Annotated in this window: 13 protein-coding genes; 7 read left to right on the top strand and 6 right to left on the bottom strand. The window is 66.9% G+C overall.

Annotation, left to right across the window (positions count from 1 at the left end; all coding sequences use genetic code 11):
• Nucleotides 1-288 (bottom strand): PAS domain S-box protein (locus HZB86_08005; protein MBI5905480.1); only part of this gene is annotated, 288 nt, incomplete at its 3' end.
• 137 nt (nucleotides 289-425) lie between these two features.
• Here HZB86_08005 and glgP point away from each other — a divergent pair.
• A complete protein-coding gene (gene glgP / locus HZB86_08000; GenBank protein MBI5905479.1) occupies nucleotides 426-2,981 on the top strand; it encodes an alpha-glucan family phosphorylase in 2,556 nt (851 codons plus the stop codon).
• Here glgP and HZB86_07995 read toward each other — a convergent pair.
• Nucleotides 2,973-3,692 (bottom strand): TIGR04283 family arsenosugar biosynthesis glycosyltransferase, encoded by a 720-nt coding sequence (locus HZB86_07995; protein MBI5905478.1) that lies wholly within the window; start codon nucleotides 3,690-3,692, stop codon nucleotides 2,973-2,975. The two genes, glgP and HZB86_07995, sit on opposite strands and share 9 nt — an antisense overlap.
• Complete coding sequence (locus HZB86_07990) at nucleotides 3,692-4,399, bottom strand: TVP38/TMEM64 family protein (protein ID MBI5905477.1); 708 nt, start codon at nucleotides 4,397-4,399, stop codon at nucleotides 3,692-3,694. Before HZB86_07990 ends, HZB86_07995 begins: the two co-directional genes overlap by 1 nt.
• 125 nt (nucleotides 4,400-4,524) lie before the next feature.
• Between HZB86_07990 and HZB86_07985 the strand changes: the two genes are divergently transcribed.
• The 4 genes from HZB86_07985 (at nucleotide 4,525) to HZB86_07970 (ending at nucleotide 8,709) form a co-directional block, all read left to right on the top strand.
• Entirely contained in the window at nucleotides 4,525-5,181 is a 657-nt protein-coding gene (locus tag HZB86_07985) for a DUF3332 family protein (GenBank protein MBI5905476.1), read from the top strand.
• A gap of 85 nt (nucleotides 5,182-5,266) precedes the next feature.
• Nucleotides 5,267-6,730: a HAMP domain-containing protein gene (locus HZB86_07980; GenBank protein MBI5905475.1), complete on the top strand. Its 1,464-nt coding sequence runs from the start codon at nucleotides 5,267-5,269 to the stop codon at nucleotides 6,728-6,730.
• Nucleotides 6,727-8,088, top strand: a complete 1,362-nt coding sequence (locus HZB86_07975) for a sigma-54-dependent Fis family transcriptional regulator (GenBank protein MBI5905474.1) — start codon at nucleotides 6,727-6,729, stop codon at nucleotides 8,086-8,088. Before HZB86_07980 ends, HZB86_07975 begins: the two co-directional genes overlap by 4 nt.
• 195 nt (nucleotides 8,089-8,283) lie before the next feature.
• Nucleotides 8,284-8,709 (top strand): hypothetical protein, encoded by a 426-nt coding sequence (locus HZB86_07970; protein MBI5905473.1) that lies wholly within the window; start codon nucleotides 8,284-8,286, stop codon nucleotides 8,707-8,709.
• 97 nt (nucleotides 8,710-8,806) lie between these two features.
• On the opposite strand, the gene HZB86_07965 is transcribed toward HZB86_07970, so the two are convergent.
• From HZB86_07965 to HZB86_07955, 3 genes are read right to left on the bottom strand one after another with little or no spacing between them, the layout of a single operon-like run.
• Entirely contained in the window at nucleotides 8,807-9,364 is a 558-nt protein-coding gene (locus HZB86_07965; protein ID MBI5905472.1) for a hypothetical protein, read from the bottom strand.
• Nucleotides 9,361-9,918: a methyl-accepting chemotaxis protein gene (locus tag HZB86_07960; protein MBI5905471.1), complete on the bottom strand. Its 558-nt coding sequence runs from the start codon at nucleotides 9,916-9,918 to the stop codon at nucleotides 9,361-9,363. The genes HZB86_07965 and HZB86_07960 overlap by 4 nt, the downstream gene beginning before the upstream one ends.
• Nucleotides 9,918-10,481: a cytochrome c3 family protein gene (locus HZB86_07955; protein MBI5905470.1), complete on the bottom strand. Its 564-nt coding sequence runs from the start codon at nucleotides 10,479-10,481 to the stop codon at nucleotides 9,918-9,920. Before HZB86_07955 ends, HZB86_07960 begins: the two co-directional genes overlap by 1 nt.
• A gap of 117 nt (nucleotides 10,482-10,598) precedes the next feature.
• Here HZB86_07955 and HZB86_07950 point away from each other — a divergent pair, with 117 nt between their 5' ends.
• Nucleotides 10,599-12,173 (top strand): phosphoglycerate dehydrogenase, encoded by a 1,575-nt coding sequence (locus HZB86_07950; GenBank protein MBI5905469.1) that lies wholly within the window; start codon nucleotides 10,599-10,601, stop codon nucleotides 12,171-12,173.
• 33 nt (nucleotides 12,174-12,206) lie between these two features.
• Nucleotides 12,207-13,502: an adenylosuccinate synthase gene (locus HZB86_07945; protein MBI5905468.1), complete on the top strand. Its 1,296-nt coding sequence runs from the start codon at nucleotides 12,207-12,209 to the stop codon at nucleotides 13,500-13,502.
• Nucleotides 13,503-13,665 lie beyond the last annotated feature (163 nt).

Below are 13,665 nucleotides of genomic sequence, written 5' to 3'. Positions count from 1 at the left end.
GCCGTCGGCCCTCCTGCGGTGCAGCTCCGGTTCGGTGAACACCTCTCCCCGGAGGGCCCGCTCCCGCAGCGCCTGGAACTCCGCCTGCTTGTCCGCCGGAACGAAGGGGAGCCGATTCCCGACCGCCTCCTCCTCGGTCCACCCGAAAATCCTCTCGGCGGCCGGGTTCCACATCGTGACCACCCCTTGGGGATCGAAGGTGACGATGGCCAGCGGGGACGCCTCGATCAGAGTCCCGAGGACCCGGTTCGCCTTGAGGAGCTGGTCGAAGGAGACGGTCGGGTTCATCGGAACCCTCTTCGGAAGATTCCGGGAAAAGATTTAGCGCGACGTTCCCGGGACCCGGGGGATTCCGCCGCGGCGGGTTTGACTTGCGGCCGTGCCTGATGTTTATTGGTGTGCAAGACACTTCCAGCGAGGTTTCCATGCGCGTCCGCCACTTCCACGTCCGCCCGAACATCCCCGGGGAACTCGCCCCCCTCCAGGAAATTGCGCGGAACCTCTGGTTCTCCTGGAACTGGGAGGCGGTCCAGCTCTTCATCCGCCTGAATCCGGTGCTGTGGGAGAGGTCGTACCAGAACCCGGTCCAGATGCTGGGGACCATCCCGCTCGCGGACCTCGAAGCGGCGGCGAAGGACGAAAGTTTCGTCGCCAACGTGGAGCGGGTCCACCGGTCGCTCCGCCAGTACCTCGAGAAACCTTCCTGGTTCGCCGAGGCGCACGGCGGGGAAGCCGGTTTCCGGGTCGCGTACTTCTCCTGCGAGTACGGCATCGACGAGGGGCTCCCGATCTACTCCGGAGGGCTCGGGGTGCTCTCCGGCGACCATCTGAAATCGGCTTCGGACCTCGGCGTCCCCCTCGTGGGAGTGGGGCTCCTCTATCAGAAGGGGTACTTCCGGCAGATCCTGTCGCTGGACGGGTGGCAGCAGGAGCTGTACCCGGACAACGACTGGTACAACATGCCGGTGACGATGGAGAAGGACAAGGACGGGCAGCCGCTGGCGATCGAGGTGAACATCGGCGGCGAGGCGGTCCGCGCGCGGGTCTGGCGCGCGGACGTCGGCCGCACTCCGCTGTACCTGCTCGACTCGAACTTCAAGGGGAACTCGGACCGTTCCCGGGAGATCACGTCGACCCTCTACGGGGGGGACCGGGACATGCGGATCCGCCAGGAGATCCTGCTGGGGGTCGGCGGCGTGCGGGCGTTGAAGGCGCTGGGAATCGCGCCTACCGTCTACCACATGAACGAGGGGCACTCCGCGTTCCTCATCGTGGAGCGGATCCGCGACCTGATGTCCGCCCAGGGGCTTTCGTTCCCCGAGGCGCACGAGGTGGTCATGGCGTCGAGCGTCTTCACGACCCACACGCCGGTCCCCGCCGGGAACGAGCGGTTCGCGCCGGAACTGTTGCGGAAATACCTGGAGCGGGACGTCCGCGCATTGGGGATCCCGTGGGAGGAGATGCTGTCGCTGGGGCAGATCCGCGCCGCCGCGGACGGGGAGTTCGGGATGACCGTGTTCGCGCTCCGGTCGGCGGCGTACGCCAACGGTGTGGCCCGCCTGCACGCGGAGACCTCCCGCCGGATGTGGAAGGAGCTCTGGCCGGAGCTGCCGGAGCAGGAGGTCCCCATCCGCGGGATCACCAACGGCGTCCACACCCGCACGTGGCTCAGCCACGAGGTGGGGGAGTTGTACCAGCGGTACCTCGGCCCCCGGTTCCTCGAGAAGCCGGCCGACCACTCCGTCTGGGAGCGGGTGGAGGCGATCCCCCCGGGCGAGATGTGGCGGATCCACGAGACGCGCCGGGAGCGGCTGACCTTCTTCGTCCGGAAGCGGCTTGCGGACCAGCTCCACCGGCAGGGCGCCGGGATGGCGCTGCAGCGGGCCGCGGAAGAGGTGCTGAGTCCCGAGACGCTGACCATCGGCTTCTCGCGGCGGTTCGCCACCTACAAGCGGGCCAACCTCCTGTTCCAGCAGCCCGACCGGCTGATCCGGCTGCTGACGGACGAGAAGCGGCCGGTCCAGATCATCTTCGCGGGGAAGGCCCACCCGCAGGACCTGCCGGCGAAGGAGATCATCCGCTCCGTCATCCACTTCGCCTCCGATCCGAGGATCCGGAACCGCCTGGTGTTCATCGAGGATTACGACATCAACGTCGCCCGGTACATGGTGCAGGGGGTGGACGTGTGGCTGAACACCCCGCGTCGGCCGCTGGAGGCGTCGGGGACCAGCGGGATGAAGGCCGCGGCGAACGGCGCGCTGAACGTGTCGATCCTCGACGGGTGGTGGGACGAGGGGTACTCCCCGGACGTCGGGTGGGCGATCGGGAGCGGGGAGGTGTACGACGACGCGGAAGAACAGGACCGCGTGGAGTGCGAGGCGCTGTACAACCTTCTGGAGAACGAGATCGTCCCCCTGTTCTACGAGAGGGACCGCGGCGGCCTCCCCCGGGCGTGGATCGCCATGATGAAGGCGTCCATGCGGAAGCTGGGGGCGCGGTTCAACACCCACCGGATGGTCCGGGAGTACGCGGAACTTTCGTACATCCCCGCGCACCGCGGAGGGGCGCGGCTCTCGGCGGAAAACGGCGCCGCGGCCCGCGGGCTGGCCGCATGGCGGTCGCGCGTGCGTTCCGCGTGGCCGAGCGTGAAGATCCGCGTGGAGGAGATCGGGAAGCACAAGGACATGCGGGTGGGAGACACGGTCGGGGTCGCCGTCCGGCTGCGCCTCGGCACGCTTGCCCCGGCCGACGTGGCCGTCGAAGTCCGTTACGGACGGTACACCGCGATGGGCGAGGTGCGGGACGGGACGATCCTTCCGGCGCGCCACGAGGGCAGGGACGGGGACGAGGAGGTGTACCGGGTGGAAATCCCGTGCACCGGCAGCGGCCGGTACGGGTTCGCCGCCCGCGTGCTGCCGCGCCACCCGGACCTCGCGAACCCGTTCACGCCGCTCCTCCTGACCTGGGAGCCGTCAGCGTAGTCGGCGGCCGGCGACGCGCGCGGGCCCGCGGCGATACCGTTCGGCGCACCATCCGGGCGACCTTCCGCACAGGTAGGCGACCCGCAGTCGCCACATCAGCGCGATCGTTTTTGCGGGTCCCCACGCCTCCCACCGGCGCCCCGAGGGCCGGACGCGCGGCGCGAGCAGCACGGTCTTCCCGATCCGCGTCATCCGGCGCGAAAGCTCCACGTCCTCCATCAGCGGGATCTCCGGGTAGCCGCCGATCTCCCCGAACGCCGCCGCGCGTACGAAGATCGCCTGATCGCCCGTGAAGGAACGGGTCGCGCGGGACCGGAGGTTGATCCCCATTCCGGCCAGCCGGAGAGCCGCACGGACGTAGGCCGAAGCCGCCGCCGACGCCGCGAGCTCCACCCGGAACCCTCCCCCGACGACGGCCGGATCCTCCAGCGCCCCCGCAACTTCCGCGAGGCCGCCGGGCGGGAGCAGCGTGTCCGCGTGCAGGAAGAGCAGGACCTCCCCGCGGGCCGCGGCCGCTCCCGCGTTCATCTGCGCCGCCCGTCCCCGGGGCGCCGACACGACCGCGTCGGCCATCCTCCGCGCGATCTCCACCGTCCGGTCCGCGCTTCCGCCGTCCACGACGACCACTTCGCACGCGCCCGCCTTCCGGCACGACCGGATCGTCTCCGGAAGCGCCGCCTCCTCGTCCAGCGTCGGGATCACCACCGAGATCACTGCGGGATGCGGTCCTTGCGGAAGCGCTTCACGACGGCGGGGATGAAGAAGGAGGCGACGAGCAGCAGCACCGGGACGATGGTCTGCGGCGTGAGAAGGTCCGCGGGACTCCGATACGAAGCGAGCACCTCCTTCATCGCCCCGACGAAATAGGTGAAAATGAAGACCGGGGGGATCAGCCCGATCGTCGTCCCGAGGAAGTAGTCGCGGAACCGGATCCGGGTGGCCCCGGCCGCGTAGTTGAGGACGATGAACGGGAACCAGAAGATCCGCAGGTAGAAGACGACGGAGAACCCCTCCTCGACCGCCTTCCGGTCGAGCCACGGCAATTTCGTCTCGAGGAAGTTCCGCGCCACCCCGTGGAGAAAATACCTTCCCAGGAAGAATGCGATCGAGGCCCCCAGGACGTCGGCCGCCAGGTTGTAGAACATCCCGTGGAACTTCCCGAAGATGATCGCGCCGGCGATGGAGAACGGCGAGGCCGGCGCGACGAGGGTCCCCAGGGCGTACACCAGGATAAAGACGATCGCACCGAGCGGGCCGGTCGACCGGACCAGGGTGTCCAGCCGCTCCACGAGCGCCTTCCTCCCCGCGGGAGTGCGGAAGAGTTCCCCGGCCGGCGTGAAGAGAACGATGTACGCCGCCGCGCCCGCGAGCAGGAGGAACAGGATCGGCTTGATGTACTTCCGCGAACGGTCACGCAACGCAGGTTCCCCCGGTCATCCCGGCATCTTACACCACCGGCGTTCCACCCCGTTCGGGATTGTGCCGCACTCCCGCGAGGAACTACAATAGTCCGGTAACAGACAAATCCGACGGGGGGTGGCGCATGCGGACGAACCGATTCGGCAAGGTGGTCGCATTGCTGCTGGTGGTTTCCCTGGGGGCGTTCGCCACGGGGTGCTTCGGAAAATTCCAGCTGACCCGGAAGGTGTACGACATCAACAAGTCGATCGATGAAAAGTACGTCCGGAGCGCGGTGACGTGGATCTTCGTCATCGTCCCGGTGTACGGGATCGCGGCGCTGCTCGACTTCCTCATCTTCAACACGATCGAGTTCTGGTCGGGAGACAACCCGGTCACCTCCGCCCCGGTGACGAAGACGTACGCCCAGGGCGACGGGAAGGCGGTCCTGACCCTCTCCCGGGAAGGCGAGGCGACGGTGGCGACCGTCGAACGGTATGAAGGGGACGCGCTGGTGTCCACCCTCCGGATCCGGGACGACGGGCGGGGGAAGGTGACGGCGGTCGAGAGCGCGGCGGGGGTTCCGGTCCGCGAGATCGCGGCGGTTCCGAACGCGGACGGCTCGGTCGACGTAACGGTGGCGACCGCGGACGGGGCGACCACGGAGCGGCATGCGGCCTCCTCCTTCGAGGCGTACTTCGCGCGGGTCGCCCGGATCGCCTCGGAAGTCCGGCAGGCCGCGGGGGCCTCGGGCGCGATCCCGCTGGCAAGGGCGGCCACGGTCCCGGCGTTCGGGGGATAAATCACAGCGGGTGACGGATATGGCAACACGGTGAAGCACGGCTCCCGGGGGGCACGCCCCCGGGAGCCGCTTTTTTGGAGGTTCCATGAAGGTCCGGTTCCCCGGCATTCCGTTCCGCGACCGCGGGCTGCAGTTCAAGCTCACGACGGTCATGCTCATCCTCTTCGCCTTCTCCCTCGGGTCGGTCTTCATCCCGTACTTCTTCGGGCGCGAGGCGCTCAAACACGAGCTGGAGAAGAGCTTCCTCGACCTGTCGAACGCGATCAGCGTCAGCGTCGACCAGCTCACGACGTCCGGGACCTCCGAGGAGGACCGGCTGCAGCATTACGTCGAGTCCCTGAAGAAATCGGGGATCCGCGAAGTGTCGATCGTCGGCGAGGACATGGGCGTCATCGACAGCACCAACCCGAAGGCGATCGGGAGGCCCGCGAAGGTCAAGCTGCCGCCCGAGAAGCTGGTGATCACCGCGACCTTCGGGGACGACATGGGGGAGAAGATCCAGTCGAAGGACCTCGTCGTCCCGGTGAAGGTGGGGGGCGACACGCTCGGGTACATCCACGTGCGGATGCAGATCGACGACTTCACGGAACCGATCCGGAAGAACATCTATCTCCGGTTCTTCAGCACCATCCTGATCTTCTCGCTGGGACTCATTCTCGCGGTCAGCATTTCCTCCCACTACGTCTCCCCGGTCGAGAAGCTGGCGCACGCCGCGGAGAACGTCGCGGCGGGGGATTTCTCCGAGGAGCTTCCGGTGGAGGGGAAGGACGAGGTCGGTCGGCTCACGAGGGCGTTCAACGAGATGATCGCCCGGCTGCGCAGGAACCGGGCGCTGGAGGAGAAGGTCCGGGAAAGCCAGTACCTCTCCCACCTCGGGAACCTCTCCTCCGGCGTCGCGCACGAGATCCGCAACCCGCTGAACTTCATCGGCCTCGCGGTCGACCACCTCGACGCGGTCACGCAGGGGGTGTCCGGAGAGGCGGAAGGGGAGAAGCGGCAGATCATCGTCCGCATCAAGGAGGAGATCGCCCGGCTGAACGACCTGGTGACGAACTTCGTCATGTACGGACGGCCTCCGGAGCCGCAGAGGGCCCCGGTGCGCCTGACGGAGCTGCTCGAGGGAGTGGTCGGAATGGCGAGGGAGCGCCTCGACGCGCAGCGGATCGCGTGCCGGACGGATTTCCGGGACGGGGGGGAGGTGGTCGTCGACCCGGACATGATCCGGCGGGCGGCGCTCAACCTGGTGGTCAACGCGATCGACGCGATGCCGAACGGAGGAGAGCTCTCCGTCTCGGCGGGCCCCATGGAGGACGGGAAGTACTCCATCCTCGTCGCGGACACCGGCGTCGGGATCGGGGAGGGCGACCGGGGGAAGATCTTCGAGCCGTACTTCACGACGAAGGCGTCCGGGCTGGGTCTGGGGCTCGTCCTCACGAAAAAGATCGTGGATGCCCACCAGGGGGAGATCCAGGTCGAGTCGGAGCCGGGGAAGGGGACGCGGATCCGGATCGTATTGCCGACCGGCCCCCCGGGGGAGGCGGCCGGATGAAGGGCACGGTGCTGATCGTCGACGACGAGCGGAACCAGCGGGAGATCCTCGGGGCGATCCTGAAAAGCGAGGGGTACACCCCGCTGCTGGCCGGCGCGGGGGAGGAGGCGCTGCGGATCCTCGAGCGCGAGGCGGTCGACCTCGTGCTGACCGACCTCGTCATGCCGGGGATGACGGGGGAGGAGCTGATCGACGCCGTCCTCGCCCGGAACCCGGGGATGCCGATCCTCCTCAGCAGCGCGTACGGAACGATCCAGACCGCGGTGGACGCGATCAAGAAGGGGGCGTTCTACTACTTCGAGAAGCCGGTGGACAGGGCCCGCCTCCTGATCATCATGGAGCGGGCGATAGAAAACCGGCGGTTGCGCGAGTCCCACCGGGTGCTCTCCGAAAAACTGTTTCCGGGGACCGTTCCGATCCTGGGCGAGCACGCCGGGATCCGGGAGATCAAGCGGATCCTTCCGAGGGTCGCCCGGAGCGAGAGCACCATCCTGCTGACGGGGGAGAGCGGAACGGGCAAGGAGGTGATCGCGCGCAACGTCCACTCGATGAGCGGGCGCAGCGCGAAGCCGTTCCTCGCGGTGAACTGCGCCTCCCTCCCCGACACGCTCTTCGAGAGCGAGCTGTTCGGACACGAGCGCGGCGCCTTCACGGGGGCGGTGCGCCGGGAGATCGGACTCCTCGAGGCCGCGGAGGGGGGCACGATCTTCCTGGACGAGATCGCGGAGGTGAAGCTCGAGACGCAGGCGAAGCTGCTCCGCGCGCTCCAGGAAAAGGAGATCCGGAGGGTGGGGGCGAAGGAGAACATCCCGGTGAACGTCCGGATCGTTGCCGCGACGAACCGGGACCTGGAGGAGGCGGTCCGGGAGGGAAGGTTCCGCGCGGACCTCTTCTACCGTCTCAACATCCTGAAGCTGAACCTGCCGCCCCTTCGCGAACGGATCTCGGACATCCCGCTGCTGGCGGAACATTTTCTCTGGAAGCACGGGGAGAAGGGGGTGCCGCCGGTCCGGGAGATCACGAAGGAGGCGATGCGGCTCATGATGCGGTACTCGTGGCCGGGGAACATCCGCGAACTGTCCTCCGTGATCGAGCGCGCCGTGGTCCTCGCGGAAGGCGGCAGGATCGGTCCGGAGGAGCTCCCCCGCGAGTTGATGGAGGGAGGGCAGGGGGACGTCCCGGCCAAGGCGTTCGACCTCCCTCCGCAGGGAGTGGATTTCGAGAAGGTCGAGGAGCACCTGCTCCGGCAGGCGGTGGAGCGGTCGGGAGGGGTGCATGCGCGTGGCGCGGAACTGCTCCGGATGAGTTACAAGGCCTACATTTATCGTCTGAGGAAGTTCGGAATCATCGCATCCTGACGTGAGGAGGGGGGCTCGCAGGGATTCCCCAAATGGGGAAACGATGCTCCCTTTGGGGAATGAGGGTGCGGCGTAGCGTGGGGGGTCAAATAAAATAATCTTCCGATTCCCATGGTTATGGACCCCCACGAGTTTGGCACCGTCCTTGTATCATCCCTCCTGCAGCAAACCAAATCCCTTGTGGAGGAATCGGAAATGAAGAAGAAGGCGGCCGCCCCGGCTCCCGCGGCCGACAAGAAGATGGCCCCGATGGCGGAGAAGAAGGCGGAGGCCCCCAAGGCCGAGAAGAAGGCCGAGAAGGCCGCGAAGCCGAAGACCCAGCAGGTCACCGGCACGATCGAGGCGCTCGACGCGGCGGCCGGCACCTTCACGGTGAAGGGGAAGAAGGGGAACGTGGATCTGAAGGCCGGCGAGAAGGTGAAGCTGGGCGACTTCAAGGTCGGGGACAAGGTCCTCGTGAAGTACGCCGACGGCACCGCGAAGTCGGTGAGCGCCGTGAAGGCGAAGAAGGCCGATGCCCCGAAGGCCGAGAAGAAGGCGGAGGCCCCGAAGGCCGAGAAGAAGGCGGACTCCGCGAAGGCGGCCCCCGCTCCCGCAGCGAAGCCGGCGGAGAAGAAGTAACAAAGTCTTATCGGAAAGCGGTCCGGCCCCACAAGGGTTTTCGGGACGCGCGGGCAGGGGGACACAATCCCCCTGCCCTTTTTCGTTTCAAGCCCGCCTAACGATACCGCCCGAGATCCGCCTCGATCTCCCGGAGCGCAGCCTCCATCCTGGCCTTGCGCGTCGACTCGTCGCCGAGAGATGCCCGCTCCGCTCCTTCCAGCACGGACAGCCATCGTTGGCGATCCTGGCGAAGTTTCCCGGTCCAGGCGTTGAACGCGGTCGCCAGCGGCGCGATCTGGTCGCCGTCGCGGAACGAAACCGTCCGCGTCGGCTCCCCGGCGCGGTACCCTTCCATCACGCGCTCCATCCGGTAGAGCGGTCCGGCCACCTTGTGCAGGGCGTAGACGCAAAGCGCCCCTGTCGCACCGCACACGAGCAGGACGTACGCCAGGACCGAAGTGGCGATCATCGGGCGAAGGAACGTCGTCAGGTTCCGGAGGGCGTGGAAGACTCCCGAGTAGTCCTCCGCAAGGGGCCTCGACAGGCCGTAGTAGAGGATTCCGAACAGGACCACCACGCCGGCCGCGAAATTCACGCAAAGCTTGAGGATGAACCGGAACCGGTAGCCCCGGTCGAGAAGGGGGGCGGTTCCGTCGGGAACGGTTCGGTTCATGTCGCGACCCTCCGGATCTTCCGCTTCAGATCCTCCCACCGGAGACCGAATTCCTCCGTGGAGACGCCGCCGGCGAGCGAAGCGGCCTCTTCCCGGATCTCCCGCACCTGGGCCAGCGTCAGGAGGCGCGCGGCGTCGATGTGCTGCCCGAACCGCGCGAATTCGGACAAACCGGCATCGCCGGTGGGCGTGGAGAGATCCCCCTCCGCCGACGCCCGGAACACTTCGATGCACCGCCTGATCCCGGACTTCGTCGCCCGTTCGATCAGCAGGGACACGACCAGTCCGAGAGCGGAAATTCCCGCGAACAGCCCCGCCAGGTGCCACAACAGGGATTCCCGGACGATCTCGAACGGCGTAGCCATCTGGTAGTGCCCCTGCATGGAGGCTTCCCAGAGCGCCTGTCGCATGTCCCGGTACACCAGTCCTCCGAAGAGCGCTCCCCCGATGACGACGGCGACGGAAAAGACGAGGGCCGCTCCCCCCTGGAACCGGGGATTTACATAGAAGATCTTCCGGCGGAATTTCTGCTTCGGGGGCGACGTTGGGGTCATCACATCTCCTCGTGGCACCCGCTGCACAGCGGTTGCCACCCCTTGTCGGGACTCGATTTCCGAAGAAAGATCGTCTTGAAGTACGGCCCCCCCGTCGAGTTCGTGGATACCGGCTTCTGCTTCGGGAACGCCCGGATCGTCGAGATGTGCGGCCCGTGGGCCGTATGGCAGGTCAGACACATGATCCTGCCGTCGTCGTCGAGGCGGAAATCGCCCGGCACCTTCATCTTCCAGAACCTGTTGCTCGGCCGGACGTTCCGGGGGTGGCTGATCCCGAGCGACTCCTTCTTGTGGCACCCGATGCAGAATTCGTCGGCGTCGGTCGAGAACCGGCCGGTGTCGGGAGCGCCGCGCGCCATGAGGTGGCACTTGGGGCAGGCGCTTCCGGACTGGAAATGGGCGTGCGGATTCCCGCGGGGGTAGTAATCCGCGGCGATCAGGAGGGCGGCGATGGACAGGAAAGCGGATCCCGCCAGGAAAACGATCCTTCGGGCCAGGCTCGTCGGCGGGGGTCTCGAATCCCCCTGGGGCGGCGCATCGGTGGAATGCGATCCGTTGGACACGGTACAGGAATATAACGCAACCGGCGCGGGCGCGCAATTGACTTTTCCACGGCCCTTTGTTAAAAACGGGTGTTCGATTGCACCGTTGCCGATATCCTCCCATAGGAGACGACGACCATGAAGGTTCTGGCGCTGGACAACCTGCAGCAGGTCGGGATCGACGTGTTCATCAAGGAAGGGATCGAGGTCGACGTCAAGGGGAAGATGACGCCCGAGGAGCTGGCGGCGGTCATCAGCAACTACGACGGAGTCGTCGTCCGCGGCGCCACCAAGGCGACCGCCGCGTCGTTCGAGAACGCCTCCCGGGTCAAGGTGATCGGGCGCGCGGGGAGCGGCACCGACAACATCGACAAGGTGGCGGCCACCAAGAAGGGCGTGGTCGTGATGAACACCCCGGGAGGAAACACCGTGACCACCGGGGAGCACGCCGTTGCGATGATGATGGCGCTGGCCCGCCAGATCCCGCAGGCCACCGCGTCGATGAAGGCGGGGAAGTGGGAGAAGAACAAGTTCATGGGGGCCGAGCTCACCGACAAGGTGCTGGGCGTGGTCGGGCTGGGCGCGATCGGCAAGGTCGTAGCGGAACGGGGGCTGGGGCTGAAGATGACGGTGATCGCGTTCGACCCGTACGTGTCGAAGGAGGACGCCGGGCGGCTCGGCGTCGAGATGGTGACCCTCGACGACCTGTACCGGCGGTCGGATTTCATCACCTTCCACACGCCGCTCACTCCCGAGACGAAGGGAATGGTGAACGCCGGGACGATCGCGAAGATGAAGGACGGCGTCTGCATCGTCAACTGCGCCCGCGGCGCGCTGGTGAACGAGGCCGACCTTCTGGCGGCGCTCGAGTCGAAGAAGGTGAAGGGCGCGGCGCTCGACGTGTTCGCGACCGAGCCGCCGCCGACCGACCTTCCGCTTCTTTCCCATCCGAACGTCATCCTCACGCCCCACCTGGGCGCCTCCACCACGGAGGCGCAGGAGAAGGTGGCGGTCCTGATCGCCGAGCAGATCTGCGACTTCCTGAAGAAAGGGACCATCCGCAACTCCGTGAACTTCCCGTCGGTCGCGGGCGAACTGCTCCCCACGCTGAAACCGTTCCTTCTCCTGGGGGAGCGTCTCGGCGCCTTCCTCGGCCAGCTTCTGAACGCCCCGGTGAAGGAGCTCAAGGTCGAGTATCACGGCGAAGTGGGGAAGCTGGCCACCGCCCCGGTCACGATCTCGGTGCTCAAGGGGCTGCTCCAGTACCAGACCGAGGAAGTGAACCTGGTGAACGCCCGGATGGTGGCGGAGGAGCGGGGGATCAAGGTGAGCGAGGCGAAGGCCCCGAAGTCCGATCCGTACGCCAGCCTGCTGCGGGTCATCGCGGTGACGGAAAAGGGGGAGCTGTCCGTTTCCGGCACCGTGTTCGCCGGGGCCCCCAAGGTCGTCCAGATCGACGCGTTCCTGATCGAGGCGGACCTCGCGGGGGGGATCCTGATGCTCCAGAACCAGGACGTCCCCGGCGTCGTCGGCCGCGTCGGCACGTTCCTGGGGGAGAAGGGGATCAACATCGCCGGCCTGCAGCTCGGCCGGAAGGAGGTCGGCGGTACCGCCGTGTCGCTCATCAACGTGGACAACGCGGTGCCGGAAAACGTCCTGGCGCAGCTCCGGAAACTGCCCAACATCACCGCGGCGAACTACCTGACCTTCTAGACTGCCGGGAAACCGGGAAGGCGGCGAACCGTATTGAAAAGCGTCATCGTGATCGGCGCCCAATGGGGCGATGAAGGCAAAGGAAAGATCGTCGACATCTACTCCGAGTTCGCCGACACGATCGTGCGGCCCACCGGCGGGAACAACGCCGGCCATACCCTCGTGGTCAAGGGGGAGAAGTTCGTCTTCCATCTCATCCCTTCCGGGATCCTCCACGCGGGGAAGAAGTGCGTCATCTCCAACGGGGTGGTCGTCGACCCGAAGGTGCTCCTCGCGGAGATCGACCGGCTGAAGGAGCGCGGACACCTCGCCGACGATTCGCAGCTCAAGCTCGGGCTGCTCGCCAACGTCATCCTCCCGTACCACATCGTCCTCGACAAGGCGCGGGAGGAGAAACTCGGGGACCGGAAGATCGGGACCACCGCCCGCGGGATCGGGCCGTGCTACGAGGACAAGATCGCCCGGGTCGGCATCCGGACCTGCGATCTTGTCCAGCCGAACGCCCTGTCGGAGAAGCTCCGTGCGAATCTGGAGCTGAAGAATTTCCTCTTCAAGAGCTACTACGGCGTGCCCGAGGTCCCGTTCCAGGCGACGTACGACGAATATCTCGCGCACGGGGAGCGGCTGAAGCCGTACCTGATCGACACGTCGCGCTTCATCAACGAGGAGATCCGGCACGGCGCCAAGGTCCTTTTCGAGGGGGCCCAGGGGACGCTGCTCGACATCGACCACGGCACCTACCCGTTCGTCACGTCGTCGAACACCACGGCCGGCGGCGCGTGCACGGGTTCCGGCGTCGGCCCGACGAAGGTGAGCGCGGTGATCGGGGTGTCCAAGGCGTACGCGACCCGCGTGGGGGGCGGGCCGTTCCCCACCGAGCTGTTCGACGACGAGGGTCAGCGGATCCGGGACCGGGGGAACGAGTACGGCTCCACGACGGGCCGCCCCCGCCGGTGCGGGTGGTTCGACGCCCCCGTCGTCCGATACGCCAACCGGCTGAACGGCCTCTCCGGCGTGGCGCTCACCAAGCTCGACGTCCTCTCCGGCCACCCCCGGATCAAGGTGTGCGTCGCGTACGAGATCGACGGCGTTCGCCGGGACGAGGTCCCCCTGTCCCTTTCCGAGTTCGAGGCGGCGAAGCCGGTCTACGAGCAGATGGAAGGGTGGAAGGAGGACATCACTTCTGCCCGCGAGTTCGGCGACCTGCCGAAGGCGGCCCAGAAGTACGTCCGGACGCTCGAGGAGATCACCGGCGTGGAGGTCTCGCTGGTGTCGGTCGGCGCCGACCGGAACCAGACGATCATCCGGAAAAATCCGTTCCGGGCCTGATGCACAGGATCCAACCCGCGGATCCCGTTCGGGACCCGACCGCAAAGCCGCGATGGACGGGATGCCTTGCGAGGAAGGAGTGGGTGCTCCTCCTTGCGATTTTCGCGATTTCCTTCTCCCTGCGCCTTGCGTTCCTCCACGAACCGTTCGAACGGGACGAGGG

This window comes from Deltaproteobacteria bacterium (assembly GCA_016234845.1).
Classification (GTDB): Bacteria; Desulfobacterota; Deferrimicrobia; order Deferrimicrobiales; family Deferrimicrobiaceae; genus JACRNP01.
The sequence above is the reverse complement of the archived record's forward strand: the minus strand, read 5'-3'. Positions and strand labels throughout refer to the sequence as shown.

What these genes read in the sequence shown, in the direction of transcription:
- HZB86_07965 (MBI5905472.1), bottom strand. Translation starts at nt 9,364, where the DNA reads ATGAACCGAACCGTTCCCGACGGAACCGCCCCCCTTCTCGACCGGGGC.
- HZB86_07985 (MBI5905476.1), top strand. Translation starts at nt 4,525, where the DNA reads ATGCGGACGAACCGATTCGGCAAGGTGGTCGCATTGCTGCTGGTGGTT.
- HZB86_07975 (MBI5905474.1), top strand. Translation starts at nt 6,727, where the DNA reads ATGAAGGGCACGGTGCTGATCGTCGACGACGAGCGGAACCAGCGGGAG.
- HZB86_07960 (MBI5905471.1), bottom strand. Translation starts at nt 9,918, where the DNA reads ATGACCCCAACGTCGCCCCCGAAGCAGAAATTCCGCCGGAAGATCTTC.
- HZB86_07980 (MBI5905475.1), top strand. Translation starts at nt 5,267, where the DNA reads ATGAAGGTCCGGTTCCCCGGCATTCCGTTCCGCGACCGCGGGCTGCAG.
- glgP (MBI5905479.1), top strand. Translation starts at nt 426, where the DNA reads ATGCGCGTCCGCCACTTCCACGTCCGCCCGAACATCCCCGGGGAACTC.
- HZB86_07970 (MBI5905473.1), top strand. Translation starts at nt 8,284, where the DNA reads ATGAAGAAGAAGGCGGCCGCCCCGGCTCCCGCGGCCGACAAGAAGATG.
- HZB86_07950 (MBI5905469.1), top strand. Translation starts at nt 10,599, where the DNA reads ATGAAGGTTCTGGCGCTGGACAACCTGCAGCAGGTCGGGATCGACGTG.